17 protein-coding genes, 4 tRNA genes and 1 pseudogene are annotated in these 19,881 nt (G+C 57.1%); 14 read left to right on the top strand and 8 right to left on the bottom strand.

The features are described 5' to 3' along the window. The first annotated feature begins 66 nt into the window (after window positions 1–66). The 5 genes from thrP to OKF39_RS22565 all read left to right on the top strand — a co-directional run bounded on the left by thrP (window position 67) and on the right by OKF39_RS22565 (window position 2,005). Window positions 67–1,452 (top strand): bifunctional threonine/serine APC transporter ThrP, encoded by a 1,386-nt coding sequence (gene thrP / locus OKF39_RS22585; protein WP_479983373.1) that lies wholly within the window; start codon window positions 67–69, stop codon window positions 1,450–1,452. A gap of 102 nt (window positions 1,453–1,554) precedes the next feature. Continuing rightward, window positions 1,555–1,631: transfer RNA gene (locus OKF39_RS22580), tRNA-Arg, on the top strand. A gap of 68 nt (window positions 1,632–1,699) precedes the next feature. Further along, window positions 1,700–1,775: transfer RNA gene (locus OKF39_RS22575), tRNA-His, on the top strand. Window positions 1,776–1,796: 21 nt separating this feature from the next. Then, window positions 1,797–1,882, top strand: a tRNA-Leu gene (locus OKF39_RS22570). A 46-nt stretch (window positions 1,883–1,928) separates the two neighbouring features. Continuing rightward, window positions 1,929–2,005 (top strand) — tRNA-Pro (locus OKF39_RS22565). A 506-nt stretch (window positions 2,006–2,511) separates the two neighbouring features. On the opposite strand, the gene OKF39_RS22560 is transcribed toward OKF39_RS22565, so the two are convergent. The 5 genes from OKF39_RS22560 to hemC form a co-directional block, all read right to left on the bottom strand. Next, window positions 2,512–3,723, bottom strand: coding sequence for an MFS transporter (locus tag OKF39_RS22560; RefSeq protein ID WP_479983372.1), 1,212 nt, complete (start codon window positions 3,721–3,723; stop codon window positions 2,512–2,514). Between the two features lie 173 nt (window positions 3,724–3,896). Then, a complete protein-coding gene (gene hemY, locus OKF39_RS22555; RefSeq protein ID WP_069733813.1) occupies window positions 3,897–5,096 on the bottom strand; it encodes a protoheme IX biogenesis protein HemY in 1,200 nt (399 codons plus the stop codon). Between the two features lie 2 nt (window positions 5,097–5,098). Beyond that, the gene (gene hemX / locus OKF39_RS22550; protein WP_041911826.1) at window positions 5,099–6,286 is read right to left on the bottom strand and encodes a uroporphyrinogen-III C-methyltransferase; all 1,188 of its coding nucleotides are present in this window, start codon (window positions 6,284–6,286) and stop codon (window positions 5,099–5,101) included. Window positions 6,287–6,306: 20 nt separating this feature from the next. After that, the gene (hemD, locus tag OKF39_RS22545) at window positions 6,307–7,047 is read right to left on the bottom strand and encodes a uroporphyrinogen-III synthase (RefSeq protein WP_045631336.1); all 741 of its coding nucleotides are present in this window, start codon (window positions 7,045–7,047) and stop codon (window positions 6,307–6,309) included. Then, window positions 7,044–7,985, bottom strand: coding sequence for a hydroxymethylbilane synthase (hemC, locus tag OKF39_RS22540; protein ID WP_192979146.1), 942 nt, complete (start codon window positions 7,983–7,985; stop codon window positions 7,044–7,046). The genes hemD and hemC overlap by 4 nt, the downstream gene beginning before the upstream one ends. Before the next feature lie 350 nt (window positions 7,986–8,335). Between hemC and cyaA the strand changes: the two genes are divergently transcribed. Further along, entirely contained in the window at window positions 8,336–10,879 is a 2,544-nt protein-coding gene (gene cyaA, locus OKF39_RS22535; protein ID WP_048959723.1) for a class I adenylate cyclase, read from the top strand. Between the two features lie 43 nt (window positions 10,880–10,922). Here the strand turns inward: cyaA and cyaY are convergent, their stop codons facing one another. After that, window positions 10,923–11,243, bottom strand: coding sequence for an iron donor protein CyaY (gene cyaY, locus OKF39_RS22530; RefSeq protein WP_041911829.1), 321 nt, complete (start codon window positions 11,241–11,243; stop codon window positions 10,923–10,925). Window positions 11,244–11,378: 135 nt separating this feature from the next. On the opposite strand from cyaY, the gene lptM reads away from it, so the two are divergent. The 8 genes and pseudogenes from lptM (at window position 11,379) to corA (ending at window position 18,309) form a co-directional block, all read left to right on the top strand. Next, on the top strand, window positions 11,379–11,582 hold the full coding sequence (lptM, locus tag OKF39_RS22525) for an LPS translocon maturation chaperone LptM (protein WP_041911830.1): 204 nt from the start codon (window positions 11,379–11,381) through the stop codon (window positions 11,580–11,582). A gap of 35 nt (window positions 11,583–11,617) precedes the next feature. Then, window positions 11,618–12,442: a diaminopimelate epimerase gene (dapF, locus tag OKF39_RS22520; protein ID WP_248040240.1), complete on the top strand. Its 825-nt coding sequence runs from the start codon at window positions 11,618–11,620 to the stop codon at window positions 12,440–12,442. After that, window positions 12,439–13,146 carry a DUF484 domain-containing protein gene (locus OKF39_RS22515; RefSeq protein ID WP_479983371.1) on the top strand — a complete coding sequence of 236 codons (708 nt, stop codon included), beginning with the start codon at window positions 12,439–12,441 and terminating at the stop codon, window positions 13,144–13,146. The genes dapF and OKF39_RS22515 overlap by 4 nt, the downstream gene beginning before the upstream one ends. Next, complete coding sequence (gene xerC / locus OKF39_RS22510; RefSeq protein WP_479983370.1) at window positions 13,143–14,045, top strand: tyrosine recombinase XerC; 903 nt, start codon at window positions 13,143–13,145, stop codon at window positions 14,043–14,045. The genes OKF39_RS22515 and xerC overlap by 4 nt, the downstream gene beginning before the upstream one ends. Beyond that, a complete protein-coding gene (gene yigB / locus OKF39_RS22505) occupies window positions 14,045–14,761 on the top strand; it encodes a 5-amino-6-(5-phospho-D-ribitylamino)uracil phosphatase YigB (protein ID WP_028014792.1) in 717 nt (238 codons plus the stop codon). The genes xerC and yigB overlap by 1 nt, the downstream gene beginning before the upstream one ends. A gap of 79 nt (window positions 14,762–14,840) precedes the next feature. Beyond that, window positions 14,841–17,002 (top strand): annotated as a pseudogene (uvrD, locus tag OKF39_RS22500) (DNA helicase II). A gap of 149 nt (window positions 17,003–17,151) precedes the next feature. Further along, the gene (gene ysgD / locus OKF39_RS22495) at window positions 17,152–17,208 is read left to right on the top strand and encodes a YsgD/CorL family protein (protein WP_212743980.1); all 57 of its coding nucleotides are present in this window, start codon (window positions 17,152–17,154) and stop codon (window positions 17,206–17,208) included. A 150-nt stretch (window positions 17,209–17,358) separates the two neighbouring features. Further along, window positions 17,359–18,309: a magnesium/cobalt transporter CorA gene (corA, locus tag OKF39_RS22490; protein ID WP_008501540.1), complete on the top strand. Its 951-nt coding sequence runs from the start codon at window positions 17,359–17,361 to the stop codon at window positions 18,307–18,309. Window positions 18,310–18,351: 42 nt separating this feature from the next. On the opposite strand, the gene rarD is transcribed toward corA, so the two are convergent. Beyond that, window positions 18,352–19,248, bottom strand: coding sequence for an EamA family transporter RarD (gene rarD / locus OKF39_RS22485; protein WP_048959726.1), 897 nt, complete (start codon window positions 19,246–19,248; stop codon window positions 18,352–18,354). Window positions 19,249–19,299: 51 nt separating this feature from the next. Next, on the bottom strand, window positions 19,300–19,767 hold the full coding sequence (gene yigI / locus OKF39_RS22480) for an acyl-CoA thioesterase YigI (RefSeq protein ID WP_028014789.1): 468 nt from the start codon (window positions 19,765–19,767) through the stop codon (window positions 19,300–19,302). Between the last annotated feature and the right edge of the window lie 114 nt (window positions 19,768–19,881).

The following is a 19,881-nucleotide window of genomic DNA, read 5'->3' as shown; positions in this document are numbered from 1 at the left end:
TTTTAGTACCCCTAAAAAACAATAACCGGTATTAAGCCGGGAAACAGCAAACACAATCGAGGATCTATGGCAGAGAAACAACCGGAGCTACAGCGTGGGCTGGAAGCTCGTCATATCGAACTGATAGCGCTGGGCGGCACTATCGGCGTTGGCCTGTTTATGGGCTCCGCAAGCACCCTCAAATGGGCAGGCCCTTCCGTATTACTGGCGTATATCATCGCCGGGCTGTTTGTTTTCTTCATCATGCGCTCAATGGGCGAAATGCTCTTTCTGGAGCCGGTGACCGGTTCCTTCGCCGTTTACGCACACCGTTATATGAGCCCGTTCTTCGGCTACCTGACGGCCTGGTCATACTGGTTTATGTGGATGGCGGTGGGCATCTCTGAAATCACCGCCATAGGGGTTTATGTCCAGTTCTGGTTCCCGGACATGGTCCAGTGGATACCGGCACTCATTGCCGTGGGGCTGGTGGCGCTGGCAAACCTGGCCGCCGTGCGCCTTTACGGTGAAATCGAGTTCTGGTTTGCGATGATCAAAGTAACCACCATCATCGTGATGATTGTTATTGGCCTGGGCGTGATTTTCTATGGCTTTGGCAACGGCGGACACGCCATCGGCTTTGGCAACCTGACTGAACACGGCGGCTTCTTCGCCGGCGGCTGGAAGGGCTTCCTGACGGCGCTGTGTATTGTTGTGGCCTCGTATCAGGGCGTGGAGCTGATCGGGATTACCGCCGGGGAAGCGAAAAACCCGCAGGTTACGCTGCGTAGCGCGGTGGGCAAAGTGCTGTGGCGCATCCTGATTTTCTACGTGGGCGCAATCTTCGTTATTGTGACCATCTTCCCGTGGAACGAAATCGGCACGACGGGGAGCCCGTTCGTATTAACCTTTGCGAAGATTGGGATTACAGCAGCAGCGGGTATCATCAACTTTGTGGTCCTGACGGCAGCGCTTTCAGGCTGTAACAGCGGGATGTACAGCTGTGGCCGTATGCTCTACGCGCTCTCGAAAAATAACCAGCTGCCTGCGGCAATGAGTAAAGTCTCACGTGCTGGCGTGCCGGTAGCGGGCGTCGCGGTCTCCATTTTCATCCTGCTGATTGGCTCCTGCCTGAATTACATCATCCCTAATCCGCAGCGCGTGTTTGTTTACGTCTACAGCGCCAGCGTGCTGCCGGGCATGGTGCCGTGGTTTGTTATCCTCATTAGCCAGCTGCGTTTTCGCCATGCGCATAAAAAAGTGATCGCCAGCCATCCGTTCCGCTCGATCCTTTTCCCGTATGCGAACTATTTGACGATGGCATTCCTGATTTGCGTATTAATTGGAATGTACTTTAATGAAGATACCCGCATGTCGCTGTTTGTCGGGCTGATCTTCCTGGCGGCAGTGACGGTCGCGTATAAGCTTTTTGGCCTGGGTCGCCGTGCCACTACGCAGAAAGTGGAGGAATAAGCGGCAAAATGTGCAAACCATAACCAAACGCGCATTTTTTTCAAAAAAGCACTAGACAGCGGGGACGGAGGTACGTAATATCCAGCCCCGCAACGGCGCTAAGCGCCCGTAGCTCAGCTGGATAGAGCGCTGCCCTCCGGAGGCAGAGGTCTCAGGTTCGAATCCTGTCGGGCGCGCCATTTTAGTTCCCGGCGCTAGAGCTGCGGTGGTCTGAGAAGTAGTCAGTACCGCGTGAAAGAATACAGTGGTGGCTATAGCTCAGTTGGTAGAGCCCTGGATTGTGATTCCAGTTGTCGTGGGTTCGAATCCCATTAGCCACCCCATTATTGAAAGAGTTGTGAATTGCGAAGGTGGCGGAATTGGTAGACGCGCTAGCTTCAGGTGTTAGTGTCCTTAGGATGTGGGGGTTCGAGTCCCCCCCCTCGCACCACGACTTTTTAAATGAATTGAACTAAAAATTCAAAAAAGCAGTACATCGGCGAGTAGCGCAGCTTGGTAGCGCAACTGGTTTGGGACCAGTGGGTCGGAGGTTCGAATCCTCTCTCGCCGACCAATTTTGAACCCCGCTTCGGCGGGGTTTTTTGTTTTCTGTAAGTTTTCTCCCCTGTCGTTATCTCCAGAAAGTACCCTTTATCATTGTCGCGATTCAGTGACATGCAAATCATTGAAAATAAGATAAATAATTATTTATGGGATTTACTGTCTCTTCCTGGCGACATATTTCTGCTTTTGCCGATACGCTATGAAGCTTCAGAGGCTACTTAACAGCATAATTTCCTTTTATCTTAAAATGTTGCGCCATGTAAAAGTTCTGCGTGTAAATCTGGCACGTTACGTGCAATAATATGCGCGTAGATGCTCATTCCATCTCTTATGTTCGCCTTAGTGCCTCATAAACTCAGGAATGACGCAGAGCCATTTACGGTGCTTATCGTCCACTGACAGATGTCGCTTCGGCCTCATCAGACACCATGGACATAACGTTGAGTGAAGCACCAAATATGTTGTCTTACAGACCTGTTTTAACGCCTGCTTTTATAGCAGGCGTTTTTTTATGTCTTATTCCCGATACCCACGCATGATCAGGGCGACCAACAGCAGGGCGGCTGACGAGACCGTATAGAGCGCCAGCACGGAGCCAAGCCCAACAGCCACTATCGCTGTAATGCCGGTGAAAAGCGAGGCGCTGAGCGTTTGCCAGCGCCAGGCTTTACCGCTGGCTGACGCGGTTTGCGCGATATGAAAACTGCTGAGTACGCCAAACGTGCCGGCTGCGAAGAGAACGTTTGAGGCCAGATGCGCGATAAAGATTATCCCCAGCGCACATGCCATCCACCCGGATAACAACGGCAGCATTCCATAAGCGGCAAGAAAAATACCGAGACAAACGATGATTCGCGGCGTGTGGACGGCAAAGCGCGTCAGGCTCTCTTTTTTTAGCAGCATGGGGCCGCAAAGTTGCCCCATGCTCCTTGCGAAAAGCAGAGGCAGAGCAAGGCCCGCCGCATCCTGAGGATGGAGCTGCTGCGCCAGGGCCGGAAGTAGCGCCATAGCCGGTGAGCCGACGGCCGCCAGCGCCGGCAAAATGAGCAGGCTGCGCTTTTGCCGAACGGTCAACGTCCGCCAGCGCAGTGGCGCGTGGGCTGCCTCTTCACCGGGGAGAGGTAGCAATGGCGCAGAAAACCGCCGCCCAGCCAGCCACAGCAGCAGCAGCGACCCGAGAAAACTGGCGGCATCAATAGCCAGCAAGGTAAACACGGAGGTCTGCTTGAATAGCACCACGCCGAGTCCAGTACCTAATAACACCTGAGAAGCAAAAATCACATTTTCCAGACAGGTCGCAGCAGGCAGCTCTGTTTCGCTAAGTCCGCGTTTAAAGAGCAATGTCAGCGCGGGCCAGCTCATCCCGCTGAGCAGCGCTTCGGTGGATTGCACGGCGAGTAGCGAGGCAATGCTGTGATAACCCGCACCGAGCAGGGGGAAGAGTAGGGCGAGCAATCCCAGCCCCTCGGTCAGTATCAGCAGGAATACTGGAGAATAGCGCGAGCACAGCTTTTCGCCGATCGCGCTGCCGATGAATCCCGGAACCGTTGCGAAAAGAAAAGCGAGGGTGAGCAGGGCGGGCGGGGCCGACCACGCTAACAGTAAACCAAAGACCACGACCTGGGTTAAACCATTTCCCAGCGAAGAAAAGATAAAAGCACAGGCAAGCAGGCGCAGCCAGCGGTGGCAGCGCAGCGCTTCAATAAGCGCATACAAAAGCGAGTTCATGAAGATTTCCTTTCAAAAACGATTTAATCCACGCTGCAGAAAGTGCGCGTGTGTGAAAAAAGATTAATGAAAAGACATCGTTACATTGGCGGGTTCGTTTGCAGATGTGGGTGTAAAGAATGTAGCAGGAGAAAGGCGATAAAAAAAGGAGGCCGTCTGGCCTCCTTTTTTATTTATTGCGGGTTACCGTTATTTTGCAGCGTCAGCAACAGCCCATCGCGCCGCATAGCGGCCGCCTCTTCTGGCTTATGCTGTTTGTCCAGCGTATCGGCAAGCCACGCGTAGTCAAACGCGTCCGGACGCTGTTTCAGTGCCGCACGGAAGGCCAGGCTCGCCTCTTGCCATTCGCCGTGCTTCATCAGCGACTGGCCCAGGGTACTCCACAGCAGCGGACGGTCACCGACGGTTTTGATCTGCTGGCGCAGCACTTTTTCGACCTGCTCAGGGTTATTGGTTTTCAGGCGCGGGATCACCATGACCAGGCGATCGTCGTACTGGCGCTTCAGGCCGTCGAGAAGGATCTCCTGGGCGGTGTCATGATCGTCACATTCAATAAGATGTTCCGCCATGGCCACCTGCAGGGGGACCTGCAGGCGCGTTTTCCGGCTCTGATTCTTCCACCAGGTTTTCAGGCCTTCGCTGCCCAGGTCGGCGCGCGCCTGATCCATCAGGCCAATCCATGCCAGACGCTGAAGTTCATCACGATGTTCATCATCACCCACCTCGGCCTTCGCCATCGACGGAATGATATCCAGCAACGAGCCCCACGCTCCGGTACGAATATAGGCCTGCTCCGCAAGGCGCAGGACTTCCGGATGACGCGGTGCGATTTCCAGCAGACGGTCAATGCCGTGGCGCGCCGCGTGGTTCTCATTGCGCGCGAGCTGCAGGCGGACGCGGGTAATTTCCACTGGAATCGGGTCGCCAGACGCCAGTTCTGACGCGCGTTCCAGATGCTGGTTAGCGCGGGCTTCATCACCGCGCTGCTGCGCCGCTTCGGCGGCCAGAAGATAGTTCACCACCGGCTGTTCCGCGTGGTCGGCGTTTTTCGACATCAGCTTTTCAACCTGCTGGTAATCGCCTTCGGCCAGCTTTAGCAGTGCCTGTTCCGTTTGCTTACGGGCGCGGCGGCGCTTACGGCCAACGAACCAGCCGCGGGTATGGGCACCGGTGCGGAAAATACGGCGCAGGATCCATTCAACGGCAAGCAGGACCACGACGCCGAGGATCAGCACGATCGCCAGACCCGTTACGCTGGTTTCAATGTTGTAGTTATCGGTCTGGATCAGGACGTATCCCTGATGACCCGCAAGCATCGGGCCCAGGACGATCCCGGCGATCAGCAGGATGAAGAGTAAAAGGACTTTTAGCATCATTACTCTCCCTGTGGCGCGCTTTCAGGCGCTGGTGCCGCCGCTGTGCCGGTCTGCCCGGCCGGAACGCCCGGCTGCGCCAGCAGGTTACGCACGCGCGTCTGCATCAGCTTCTCCAGAATTGGCTGGCTGGCCAGTTTATCCGGCACGTTCATGGTGATGTTCTGCTGGCTCAGCTTGTCGATATCTTCGAGGAAGGCGGTGGTCGTTGCATCATCGGTGTTGTAGTAGGCGCGTACCCACGTCGAGACGTTATCCAGCGCCTGTTTGTACGTTTCTTCCTGATGGCGCGGCACGGCCTGCGCCGCGACCAGCAGGCGGGAACGGATGTTTTCGCGCAGATAGATATCCTGATTCGGCGCTAACAGCGGTACGGCGGTTTCATCGCGACGGCGGATGGTGATGAAGCTGTCCATAAAGTTCTGCCAGCTTTTCTGCAGGTTTATGCGCCATTCGCTCAGGGAGCTGGACAGCTCGGTACCGTCAGAGTCCATCGGGGAGTCGTCGTCATTGTTATCCGCCAGCTGCAGGTTATCTATTTGATTCGAAAGCTGGTTCACCTTGAGGATAATGCCGTCGTAATCCACCTGTGAAACGGCGGAGAGGCTGGCGATATCTTCGGTAATCGCACGGCGCGCGGTAATGAGGCTCGGATCGTTCATGTCGGCCAGGCTCGCATCGGCGCTTTTCAGCAGCGCGGCGGCGGTGGTCACGTCCTGATCGCTCCACAGCTTACGCCCGGCGAGTTTGACGAGGAAATCGGCCTGCGAGAGCAGCCAGGTTTTGGCATCGGTGCCGGAGATGGTGGCTACTTTCTGCTGTACTTCGCCCAGCTGTTTGGTCAGCTCTTCCTGTTTGCTGTTCGCCTCGGCAAGCGCGGCGGCCTGCTGCTTAATCACCGCTTCCAGCTCGGTTTTCTGCGTTTCCTGCGCTTTTTGCAGGGAGGTAAGCTGATTGACCAGCGTATCGCTGGTGGCCGTCTGGTTAGCACTCTGTTGCTTTACCAGACCATACAGGCCGACGCCTGCTGCCAGCGCAATGGCGATGGCAATCGCGCTCAGCGCGAGGCTGGTTTTATTGCTGCCGTTTTTCTTCTCAGCGGTTTTCTCAGTCGTCTCTGGCTGTGGCGTTGTCTCCACAGTCTCCCTGGTCTCTTCAACCACGGCGGAGGATTTTTCGTGTTCCGTCATTATGGCTTCCCATTTGAGAGTTATTGTAATGCGCGCAGCAGCGCATCGTTGTCGGCGTTATCAGCGATCCGAATATCCTGCCAGCCCAGTTCCCGGGCGAGGTTCGCCAGACGCTCACTGACGACCAGAAGCCGACAGCGGAGTAACCAGTTTTCGCGATACCAACGCGGTATCAGCGACCAAAGCTGTTGTAACATTTCACCGCTGGTGACCACCAGCGTATTAATACCGCGCGCGTGCCAGCGCATCGCCTCTTCTGCACCGTCGTAGTGTTTCGCACAGCGCTGGTAGCACTCAACAAACGTGACGTCAGCCCCGCGTTCCCGCAGCGTTTCACCCAGCAGTTCGCGGCCACCGTTGCCGCGCAAAATGAGCGCGCGCTTTCCGGCAATAGTTTGTAATTCAGGTAATTGTAGCAAGACTTCGCTGATTTCCCGATCCAACGGGTAGCGAACGTCTGTTCCACTCACGGTATGTAAGGCCAGCGCGGTGGTTCTGCCGATAGCGAAATAGCGCGGAGCGGTCGGCCAGCGTGTCCCCGCCTGTTGCAGCTGCGCATGGGCAAATTCCACGGCATGCTGCGATAGCGCAAACAGCAGGTCGCCTTCCTGCAGGGTATTCATCTGGTCGGCGAGCGCAGAGAGCTCCCGACCGGGGGAGAATTCAATTAGCGGAAAACTCCAGGCCACCTGCCCCAGTGCGCGCAGACGGCTCACTAACTGCTCTCCTGCGGGAGAAGGGCGGGTGACAAGAATACTCATGCAGGGGGTTCTCCGTTATAGACCTCGGCCAGAATTTCACGCGCGCCGTTATTCAGCAGCTCTTCTGCCAGCGACACGCCAAGCTGCTCGGCATCCTGCGGCTTGCCGCGACGTTCGCCGCGCACCATCTGTGAACCGTCCGGCGCGCCCACCAGCGCACGCAGCCACAGTTCACCGTCTGTTAGTTCAGCATAGCTGCCAATCGGCACCTGACACCCGCCTTCGAGGCGAGTATTCATCGCCCGCTCGGCTTTTACGCGGGTTGCGGTCTCGTCATGGTTCAGCGGAGCGAGAAGCTCGCGGGTGCGCGCATCGTCCAGACGGCACTCAATGCCGACGGCGCCCTGTCCGACGGCCGGCAGCGACAGCTCTGGTGGCAACGCCACGCGAATGCGTTCCTCCAGCCCCAGGCGCTTCAGGCCTGCAACCGCAAGAATAATGGCATCGTAATCGCCGTTATCCAGCTTGCCCAGACGCGTGCCAACGTTACCGCGCAGCGAGCGGATGATAAGGTCAGGACGACGCTCCGCCAGCTGACACTGACGGCGTAAACTGGACGTGCCAACCACGCTACCCGCCGGCAGCGCGTCGAGCGAGTCATAGTGGTTCGAGACAAACGCGTCACGCGGATCTTCGCGCTCGCAGATGGTCACCAGCCCCAGCCCTTCCGGGAACTCGACGGGCACGTCTTTCATCGAATGTACGGCGATATCGGCGCGGTTCTCAAGCAATGCCAGTTCCAGCTCTTTGACAAACAGGCCCTTGCCGCCCACTTTCGCCAGCGGCGTATCCAGAATCACGTCACCGCGCGTGACCATCGGCACCAGTTCGACGCGCAATCCACTGTGGCAGGCTTCAAGGCGCTGCTTAACATAATGTGCCTGCCAGAGCGCGAGAGGGCTTTGGCGTGTGGCAATTCTCAAAACATTGTCTAACATGCTTGTTACCGTCATTATCAATCGCTAACCATCCTAACATTGTTGACTCTGGGATGGCAGTTTTACGGTTGATGAAGCGTGAGAGGGACAAGGCGGCGTATTCGTCAGCCATAGCCGTATTCAGGAATTTACACGTACAGAACGGTGCTACACTTGTATGTAGCGCATCTTTCTTTACGGTCAACCGGCAAGGTGTTAAATTGATCACGTTTTAGACCATTTTTTCGTCGGTACCACCATAATGACAAGGGCGAAAAAAGGGTAACGGTTATCTTTTTGAAATACTGCGGGCTCGCTGTTATTCGTGTTTTGAATAGCTTACGACACCCGGAAACATCAGGCGATACGTCTTGTACCTCTATATTGAGACTCTGAAACAGAGACTGGATGCCATAAATCAACTGCGTGTGGATCGCGCGCTTGCTGCCATGGGCCCTGCTTTCCAGCAGGTATACAGTCTGCTGCCGACATTATTGCACTATCACCACCCGCTAATGCCTGGCTACCTTGATGGTAACGTTCCCCAGGGCATTTGCCTCTTCACGCCTGATGAAACCCAACAGCATTATCTGAACGAGCTGGAACTCTACCGCGGCATGCCGCCTCAGGTTTCTCCGAAAGGTGAACTGCCGATTACCGGCGTTTACTCGATGGGGAGCACCTCATCGGTAGGGCAGAGCTGTTCTTCGGACCTGGATATCTGGGTCTGCCATCAATCCTGGCTCGATAACGAAGAGCGCCAGCTGCTACAGCGTAAATGCAGCCTGCTGGAAAGCTGGGCGGCCTCGCTTGGCGTGGAAGTGAGCTTCTTCCTGATTGATGAAAACCGTTTCCGCCATAATGAAAGCGGCAGTCTGGGTGGTGAAGACTGCGGCTCGACTCAGCACATCCTGTTGCTGGATGAATTTTACCGTACTGCCGTTCGTCTGGCCGGGAAGCGTATTCTGTGGAATATGGTCCCGTGCGAAGAAGAAGAGCATTACGACGACTACGTCATGTCGCTTTACGCGCAGGGCGTACTGACGCCAAACGAATGGCTGGACCTGGGCGGCCTCAGCTCCCTGTCCGCCGAAGAGTACTTTGGCGCAAGCCTCTGGCAGCTCTACAAGAGCATTGATTCACCGTACAAAGCGGTGCTGAAAACCCTGCTGCTTGAAGCCTACTCGTGGGAATACCCTACGCCGCGCCTGCTGGCGAAAGATATCAAGCAGCGCCTGCACGATGGCGAAATTGTCTCCTATGGGCTCGACGCCTACTGCATGATGCTGGAGCGCGTTACCGAATACCTGAAAGCCATTGATGACGCCACGCGTCTTGACCTGGTGCGTCGATGTTTCTATCTCAAGGTCTGTGAAAAGCTGAGCCGCGAGCGCGCCTGCGTGGGCTGGCGTCGTGAAGTGGTCAGTCAGCTAGTGAAAGAGTGGGGATGGGACGAAGCGCGCCTGTCCATGCTTGATAACCGCGCCAACTGGAAGATCGATCAGGTGCGTGAAGCGCACAACGAACTGCTCGACGCGATGATGCAAAGCTACCGTAACCTGATCCGCTTTGCGCGCCGCAATAACCTTAGCGTTTCCGCCAGCCCGCAGGATATCGGGGTGTTAACCCGTAAGCTGTACGCCGCGTTTGAAGCGCTGCCGGGCAAAGTGACCCTGGTTAACCCGCAGATTTCGCCTGACCTGTCTGAACCAAACCTGACCTTTATCTATGTGCCGCCGGGCCGCGCAAACCGCACCGGGTGGTATCTGTACAACCGTGCGCCAAGCATGGATTCCATCATCAGCCATCAGCCGCTGGAATATAACCGCTATCTGAACAAGCTGGTGGCGTGGGCCTGGTTTAACGGCCTGCTGACCTCGCGCACGCGCCTGTTTATCAAGGGCAATGAGGTCGTCGATTTAGCCAAGCTGCAGGAGATGGTGGCGGATGTGTCGCACCACTTCCCGCTGCGTCTGCCTGCCCCAACGCCAAAAGCGCTCTACAGCCCGTGTGAGATTCGCCATCTGGCGATTATCGTCAACCTGGAGTACGACCCGACGGCGGCCTTCCGCAATCAGGTAGTCCATTTTGACTTCCGCAAGCTGGACGTCTTCAGCTTTGGCGAGCAGCAAAACTGCCTGGTGGGCAGCGTAGACCTGCTTTACCGCAACTCGTGGAACGAAGTGCGTACCCTGCACTTCAACGGCGAGCAGGCGATGATTGAAGCGCTGAAAACCATTCTCGGCAAGATGCACCAGGATGCCGCGCCGCCGGACAGCGTGGAAGTGTTCTGCTACAGCCAGCATCTGCGTGGGTTGATTCGTACCCGCGTGCAGCAGCTGGTCTCTGAATGCATCGAACTGCGCCTCTCCAGCACCCGTCAGGAAACCGGGCGCTTTAAAGCGCTGCGCGTCTCCGGGCAGACGTGGGGCCTGTTCTTCGAGCGTCTGAACGTGTCGGTGCAGAAGCTGGAAAACGCTATCGAGTTCTACGGCGCGATTTCACACAACAAGCTGCACGGCCTGTCGGTTCAAGTGGAAACCAACCACGTCAAGCTGCCGCAGGTGGTGGATGGCTTTGCCAGTGAAGGGATTATTCAGTTCTTCTTTGAAGAGTCGGGCGACGATGCCGGGTTCAACATCTACATTCTGGATGAGACCAACCGCGCCGAGGTGTATCACCACTGTGAAGGCAGCAAAGAGGAGCTGGTGCGCGACGTCAGCCGCTTCTACTCTTCCTCGCATGACCGTTTCACCTACGGTTCCAGCTTTATCAACTTCAACCTGCCGCAGTTCTACCAGATTGTGAACGTGGATGGCCGAGCGCAGGTGATCCCGTTCCGTACGCAGGCGATTACCCCTGCGGCGCCTGCGAATCAGGATACTGCACCGCTGTTGCAGCAGTATTTCTCCTGAGGCTTTTCGCCCGGTAAGGCGCAGCCGCTACCGGGCAACAAAACTACCTGAAACGCACTTCCTCGCCCGCCTGCGCGGTCGCCGCCTGTTCCAGCAGATCCCAGAACGTTTCGCCGCTGCGATCGCAAACCCACTCGTCACCCTTCAAATCAAAGTGATAGCCGCCCTGTTTGGCCGCCAGCCACACCTGGTGAAGCGGCTCCTGACGGTTAATAATAATTTTGCTGCCGTTTTCGAAGCTCAGGGTCAGAATGCCGCCGTTGATTTCACAATCGATATCGCTGTCGCCGTCCCAGTCGTCGATACGTTCTTCGATGGTCATCCACAGGGTGTCGGCAAGGCGATGGAATTCACTGTCGTTCATGGTTTTGTTCCTGTTTTTCGTGATGGCGGCAGTATAACGCTAAATAATTCCCGTTGCAGGAAAGCGGCAAACTCTTGCTTTTGTGTCTTCTCCTGCGATGATAGAAACAGATTTGAACTTACGGGCAACTTTATAATGAAAAACGCTTTCCGAACGCTTGCCGTTCTCATCACGCTGTTTAGCCTGACCGGCTGCGGACTGAAGGGACCACTCTACTTCCCGCCTGCGGATAAAACCGCGCCGCCGCCGACAAAACCGGTTAACAGCGGCATCGAGTCTTCCACGCCAAAGACTAACGATCGTGGCGATAACGGCGGTCCGACTCAGGTTAACCTCTGACGACAACGTTCTGTACCCGCGCAATGGAGCAAATGATGCAGTTCTCTAAAATGCATGGCCTTGGCAACGATTTTATGGTCGTCGACGCGGTAACGCAGAATGTGTTTTTCTCCCCGGAACTGATCCGCCGCCTGGCGGATCGGCACGTGGGCGTGGGGTTCGATCAGCTGCTGGTGGTTGAGCCGCCCTACGATCCTGACCTCGATTTCCACTACCGTATTTTCAACGCTGACGGCAGTGAGGTTAACCAGTGCGGCAATGGCGCGCGCTGTTTCGCCCGCTTTGTCCGCCTGAAAGGGCTCACCAATAAGCGCGATATCCGCGTCAGTACCGCCAACGGTCGTATGGTGCTCAGCGTTACCGACGATGAGCTGGTGCGCGTCAATATGGGTGAGCCTAACTTCGAGCCTTCCGCCGTGCCGTTTCGCGCAAACAAAGCGGAAAAGACCTATATTATGCGGGCGGCCGAGCAGACAGTATTGTGCGGCGTTGTCTCGATGGGTAACCCGCACTGCGTGATTCAGGTGGATGATGTGCAAACTGCCGCGGTCGAAACGCTCGGCCCGGTGCTGGAAAGCCACGAGCGCTTCCCGGAGCGGGCGAACATCGGTTTCATGCAGGTGGTGAAGCGTGAACACATTCGCCTGCGGGTTTACGAGCGCGGCGCAGGCGAAACCCAGGCCTGCGGAAGCGGTGCCTGTGCGGCGGTGGCCGTGGGTATCTCGCAGGGGTTACTGGCAGAAGAGGTTCGCGTGGAATTACCGGGCGGGCGTCTTGATATTGCCTGGAAAGGAGCGGGTCATCCACTGTACATGACTGGCCCGGCGACACATGTTTATGACGGGTTTATCCATCTATGAAGCAACCAGGGGAAGAACTGCGGGAACCCTTAACGGAGCTGGACGACAGCGCCGTTGTGGATTACCTGCTGCACAATCCTGAGTTTTTTATCCGCAATGCACGCGTCGTCGAACGGATGCGCGTGCCGCATCCGGTTCGCGAGACCGTGTCGCTGGTTGAATGGCACATGGCGCGCTCGCGCAATCACATCCATCAGCTCGAAGAGAACATGACGCTGCTGATGGAGCAGGCCAGCACCAACGAAAGCCTGTTCTATCGCCTTCTGCACCTGCAGGCGCGTCTGGCTTCGGCGCACAGCCTTGAAGAGTTTCTCAGCCGCTTCCACCGCTGGGCGCGCGAGCTGGGGCTGGCGGGCGCAACGATTCGTCTGTTCCCTGACCGCTGGCGCATCGGCGCGCCGTCCGGCTTTACCCATCTGGCGCTCAGCCGTCAGGCGTTTGAACCGCTGCGCATTCAGCGCCTGGGCCATGAGCATCACTATCTGGGGCCGCTGAACGGACCTGAGCTGCTGGTAGTGCTGCCGGAAGCCAAAGCGATTGGCTCGGTGGCGATGTCGCTGATGGGACGCGATGGCGACCTGGGGGTCATATTATTTACCAGCCGCGACGCGCACCACTATGAGCAGGGGCAAGCCACGCACCTGCTGCAGGAGATCGCCCTGATGCTGCCTGAGCTGCTGGAGCGCTGGATTGAACGCGTATGACGGACGGACTGCTCGCCACTGACGTCTCGCGGTTTCTGCGCTATCTGGGCGTTGAGCGTCAGCTCAGCCCCATCACGCTGCTTAACTATCAGCGTCAGCTTGATGCCATCATGCAGATTGCCGAAGAAATCGGCCTGAAAAGCTGGCAACAATGTGACGCCGCCACGGTACGCGGGTTCGTCGTGCGTAGCCGTAAAAAAAATCTTAGCCCGGCGAGCCTTGCGCTCCGGCTCTCTGCCCTGCGCAGCTTTTTCGACTGGCTGGTCAGCCAGGGCAAGCTGAAAGCTAACCCGGCAAAAGGGATCGCCACGCCAAAAGCCCCGCGCCATCTGCCGAAAAATATCGACGTCGACGACGTAAACCGCCTGCTGGATATCGATCTGAACGATCCGCTCGCCGTGCGCGACCGCGCGATGCTGGAGGTGATGTACGGCGCGGGCCTGCGTCTCTCCGAACTGGTTAAACTCGACTTAAAGCATCTCGATCTGGAATCCGGCGAAGTGTGGGTGATGGGCAAGGGCAGCAAAGAGCGCCGCCTGCCGATTGGCCGCAACGCCGTCTCCTGGATTGAGCACTGGCTGGATCTGCGCGGCCTGTTTGGCGCGGAAGAGGATGCGCTGTTTTTATCAAAGCTCGGCAAGCGGATCTCCGCGCGTAACGTGCAGAAGCGCTTTGCGGAGTGGGGCATCAAGCAGGGGCTGAACAGCCACGTGCATCCCCACAAGCTGCGCCACTCCTTTGCGACACACATGCTGGAATCGAGTGGCGATCTCCGTGGCGTACAGGAACTGCTTGGCCACGCGAATCTGTCGACCACTCAAATCTATACCCACTTAGACTTCCAACACCTTGCCTCGGTGTATGACGCGGCGCATCCACGCGCCAAACGGGGGAAATAATGCGTTTTTACCGCCCACTCGGTCAGATCTCAGCCCTGACGTTTGACCTTGATGACACCCTTTATGACAACCGCGAGGTGATCCTGCGTACCGAGCAGGAGTCGCTGGCGTTTGTGCAGAACTACCATCCGGCGCTGAAAGCGATGCAAAACAAGGATTTCCAGAAGCTGCGCCAGTCCCTGCGGGAGACCGAGCCGGACATTTACCACGACGTGACCGAATGGCGTCGTCGCGCGGTTGAGCAGGCGATGCTGAACGCGGGTCTGAGCGCACAGGATGCCGCCGTCGGTGCCGAAGCGGCAATGGAAAACTTCGCCAAATGGCGTAGCCGCATCGACGTGCCACAGGAAACCCACGACACGCTGGCGAAGCTTGCCGAAAAGTGGCCGCTGGTGGCCATCACCAACGGCAATGCCCAGCCGGAGCTGTTTGGCCTCAGCGATTATTTTGAATTCGTGCTGCGCGCGGGTCCGCACGGGCGCGCGAAGCCGTTCAGCGACATGTACCATCTGGCAGCGGAGAAGCTTAACCTGCCGCTGGGTGAGATCCTGCACGTGGGCGATGACCTGACCACAGACGTGGCCGGTGCCATCCGCTGCGGCATGCAGGCCTGCTGGATCAAGCCAGAAAATGCGGAGCTGATGACCGCAACAGACAGCCGTCTTCTGCCGCACGTGGAAATTTCGCGGTTGGCATCCCTCACGACGCTGATATAATCATCAATTGTTCTGTATAAATTAACAGGGTTTTGGCGAGTGGAAACATTTGCCTGCCCGACATGACGTGACGGTGCCAATGGACGTTTCTTACCTGCTCGACAGCCTTAATGACAAACAGCGTGACGCGGTTGCCGCCTCGCGCACCAACCTGCTGGTTCTGGCTGGGGCGGGGAGTGGTAAGACACGCGTGCTGGTTCACCGTATCGCCTGGCTGCAGAGCGTGGAAAACTGCTCACCGTACTCGATTATGGCTGTGACGTTTACCAACAAGGCGGCGGCGGAGATGCGTCACCGTATCGCCCAGCTGATGGGCACCAGCCAGGGCGGCATGTGGGTTGGCACCTTCCACGGCCTGGCGCACCGTCTGCTGCGCGCGCACCATATGGACGCTAACCTGCCGCAGGATTTCCAGATCCTCGACAGCGAAGATCAGCTCCGTCTGCTGAAGCGCCTGATCAAGGCGATGAACCTCGACGAGAAGCAGTGGCCACCGCGTCAGGCGATGTGGTACATCAACGGTCAGAAAGACGAAGGGCTGCGCCCGCACCATATCCAGAGCTTCGGTAATCCGGTCGAGCAGACCTGGCAGAACGTCTATAAGGCCTATCAGGAAGCGTGCGACCGCGCCGGCCTGGTGGATTTCGCCGAGCTGCTGCTGCGCGCCCACGAGCTGTGGCTCAACAAACCGCATATCCTGCAGCACTACCGCGAACGCTTCACCAACATCCTGGTGGACGAATTCCAGGATACCAACAACATCCAGTACGCGTGGATCCGCCTGCTGGCCGGAGATACCGGCAAGGTGATGATCGTGGGTGATGACGACCAGTCTATCTACGGCTGGCGCGGCGCGCAGGTGGAGAACATCCAGCGCTTCCTCAACGATTTTCCCGGCGCGGAAACCATCCGTCTGGAGCAGAACTATCGCTCAACCAGCAACATCCTGAGCGCGGCCAACGCCCTGATTGAGAACAACAACGGGCGTCTGGGCAAAAAGCTGTGGACCGACGGCGTCGACGGCGAACCGATCTCGATTTACTGCGCCTTCAACGAGCTCGACGAAGCGCGCTTCGTGGTGAACCGCATCAAAACCTGGCAGGACAACGGCGGCGCGCTGGAGCAGTGCGCCATTCTCTACCGCAGCAACGCCCAGTCGCGCGTGCTGGAAGAGGCGCTGCTGCAGGTGAGCATGCCGTACCGCATTTACGGCGGCATGCGATTCTTCGAACGTCAGGAGATCAAAGATGCGCTTTCGTATCTGCGCCTGATCGCCAACCGCAACGACGACGCGGCGTTTGAGCGCGTGGTGAACACGCCGACCCGCGGGATTGGCGACCGTACGCTGGACGTGGTGCGTCAGGCCTCGCGCGACCGCCAGCTGACGCTGTGGCAGGCGTGCCGCGAGCTGCTGCAGGAAAAAGCCCTCGCCGGGCGCGCCGCCAGCGCGCTCCAGCGCTTCCTGGAATTAATTGATGCCCTGGCGCAGGAAACCGCCGACATGCCGCTGCACGTGCAGACCGACCGGGTGATTAAAGACTCCGGCTGCGTACCATGTACGAGCAGGAAAAAGGCGAAAAGGGGCAGACCCGTATAGAGAACTTAGAGGAACTGGTCACGGCAACGCGCCAGTTCAGCTACAACGAAGAAGACGAAGACCTGATGCCGCTGCAGGCGTTCCTCTCTCACGCCGCACTGGAGGCGGGTGAAGGGCAGGCGGACACCTGGCAGGACGCGGTTCAGCTGATGACCCTGCACTCCGCCAAAGGTCTGGAGTTCCCGCAGGTGTTTATCGTCGGCATGGAAGAGGGCATGTTCCCAAGCCAGATGTCGCTCGATGAAGGCGGGCGTCTGGAAGAAGAACGTCGTCTGGCTTACGTGGGCGTGACGCGAGCGATGCAGAAGCTGACGCTAACCTACGCTGAAACCCGCCGCCTGTACGGTAAAGAGGTCTATCACCGTCCGTCGCGCTTCATCGGCGAACTGCCGGAAGAGTGCGTGGAAGAGGTGCGTCTGCGGGCGAGCATCAGCCGTCCGGTTAGCCATCCGCGCATGGGCTCGCCGATCTCTGAAACCGACACCGGCTACAAGCTGGGCCAGCGCGTGCGCCATTCGAAGTTTGGCGAAGGTACCATTGTGAATCTGGAAGGCAGCGGCGAGCACAGCCGCCTGCAGGTCGCGTTCCAGGGGCAGGGGATCAAATGGCTGGTGGCGGCCTACGCGAAGCTGGAAACAGTCTAACATTCAGAAAAATATCATTATTTTGCAATAATCTGCTAGCCTTATACAGTGAAGGTCAATTAATGCCCTTCAGCGTTCCGTTGCGTGTTGACGCCACAGTTACTGCTGGCGTAACATGCGCGCACGATTACGCTAAGAGGACATTCGCCTTGGACACACCCAGTAGATACTGGCTCAATTCCCTGTCATCCAGGAACAACTCCTAAGGCTATCTCCTCATGCTGATGGCCTTAGTGGTTGTCAGCGACTGCATTATTCCCGTCGCGCTGAGTCAGGCTGTTTAATGGTCTGAAACCCAATTTGTTTCTGTGTGCCCACCGAACTGTCCGATATTTTTTGCATTGGGAGTCCCGGTCATGTTGAGCGCATTTCAACTCGAAAATAACCGACTGACTCGGCTTGAAGCCGAAGAGTCACAGCCCCTCATTGATGCCGTATGGGTGGATCTGGTCGAGCCGGACGACGATGAACGCCTTCGCGTACAATCTGAGCTGGGGCAAAGCCTGGCAACCCGCCCGGAACTGGAAGACATCGAAGCCTCCGCGCGTTTCTTTGAAGATGAAGACGGCCTGCACATTCACTCCTTCTTCTTCTTTGAAGATGCGGAAGATCACGCGGGCAACTCCACCGTGGCGTTTACCATTCGCGACGGTCGTCTGTTTACTCTGCGTGAACGCGAACTGCCGGCATTCCGTCTCTACCGCATGCGTGCCCGCAGCCAGGCGATGGTGGACGGCAACGCTTACGAGCTGCTGCTCGATCTGTTCGAGACTAAAATTGAACAGCTGGCGGATGAAATTGAAAACATCTACAGCGATCTGGAAAAGCTGAGCCGCGTGATCATGGAAGGCCATCAGGGGGATGAGTACGACGAAGCGCTTTCGACGCTGGCAGAGCTGGAAGATATCGGCTGGAAGGTGCGTTTGTGTCTGATGGATACCCAGCGCGCGCTGAACTTCCTGGTGCGCAAGGCGCGTCTGCCGGGCGGTCAGCTGGAGCAGGCGCGTGAGATCTTACGCGATATCGAATCCCTGCTGCCGCACAACGAATCCCTGTTCCAGAAGGTGAACTTCCTGATGCAGGCGGCGATGGGCTTTATCAACATCGAGCAGAACCGCATCATTAAGATCTTCTCGGTAGTGTCCGTGGTGTTCCTGCCGCCGACGCTGGTGGCGTCCAGCTACGGGATGAACTTCGAGTTTATGCCGGAGCTGAAGTGGAGCTTTGGCTACCCGGGGGCGATTATCTTTATGATCCTCGCCGGGCTGGCGCCGTATTTGTACTTTAAGCGTCGGAACTGGCTGTAAAATCTGGCGGGTGGCGCTGCGCTTACCCGCCCTACAAAACACCTACATTCCTCTGCGGGTTCTGCGCTGGGTATAAATCGCATCGGCGACGAAAATCGCCAGCGCCACCCAGATAAAGGCAAAGGTCACCATCTTATCCGCACCCGGCACTTCGCCGTAAAACACCACCGCCAGCAGGAACATCAGCGTCGGGCCAATGTACTGGAAGAAGCCCAGCGTGGAGAGGCGCAGGCGCGTTGCCGCACCGGTGAAGCACAGCAGCGGAATGGTGGTCACTACGCCCGCCGCCATCAGCATCAGGTTCAGCGACCACGGGTTGCTGCCCATATGGCTGGTGGCGCTGTCGGCGATACCGAACAGATAGATCGCCGCCACCGGCAGCAGCCACAGGGTTTCAAACAGCATCCCGGTTTGCGCTTCCACCGCAATTTTCTTACGTACCAGGCCGTAAAAAGCAAAGCTGAACGCCAGACCGAGGGCGATAACCGGCAGCGAGCCAAACGTCCACAGCTGCACCAGCACGCCGCAGAAGGCGAGAATCACCGCCACCCACTGCATCCGGCGGAAGCGTTCGCCGAGGAAAATCATCCCCAGCACGATATTCACCAGCGGGTTAATGAAGTACCCCAGGCTCGCTTCGAGCATGTGGTGGTTATTCACCGCCCAGATAAACAGCAGCCAGTTGCCGCCGATCAGCACCGCAGAAAGCGCCAGCAGGAAGACCTTTTTAGGGGTTTGCAGCAGCGTTTTGACGCCGGACCACTGACGGCTGATGCTCATCAGCGCGATCATAAAGAAAAACGACCAGATGACGCGGTGAGTGAGGATCTCGTCGGCCGGAACATAGGCGATAAATTTGAAGTACGCCGGGGCGATACCCCAAATAAAATAAGCGGCAAGGGCGAGTAAAACGCCCTGCCGCGTCTGTTTAGCATCCATCGGGAAAATCCGTGACAAAAAAGTGAATCAATTTTACCCGAATTTGCCGCCTCAACCCACCATATAAGTGGCGGTTGCGCTGGCAATATAAACCTGCTCCTCGTTATGCAGCTCAACGCGGGCAACGGCAACTTTGTTCCCGGCACGCAGCAGGCTGCTGGTGCAGGTAAAGCGGTTTCCGCGCCCCGGGCGAAGATAGTCGACGCGTAAATCAATGGTGCCCATGCGCGCCAGACGCTGGCGGAGTTCATCTTCGTTGATGGTGTCATGGCGCGTCAGCGTACTGCCCACGCAGACCAGGCCTGCCGCCACGTCCAGCGCGGAGGCAATCACCCCGCCGTGCAGAATACTTTGCGCCCAGTTACCCACCATCATCGGCTGGTTGTTGAAACTCAGCTGGGCAAACTCTTTCTCGTAACGCTCCAGCTCAAGACCCAGTGCACGGTTAAACGGCATGTGGTAAACAAAAATCTCGCCCACGAGTTTTAACACTTCTTCGGCGGTAAGCATGGCTGACATGAGGCATTACATCCTTATTGTTAATGAAATGTTGATTTTATGCTTCAGCAATAAGGAATTCCACTTTCAGAAACGAGGATGCAGCAGTTATCGCAGAAGTCTGTAGAATGTTCG

Source organism: Enterobacter cloacae complex sp. HYC042_NIDB (genome assembly GCF_056673315.1).
This window is presented reverse-complemented; position numbering and strand designations above follow the sequence as displayed.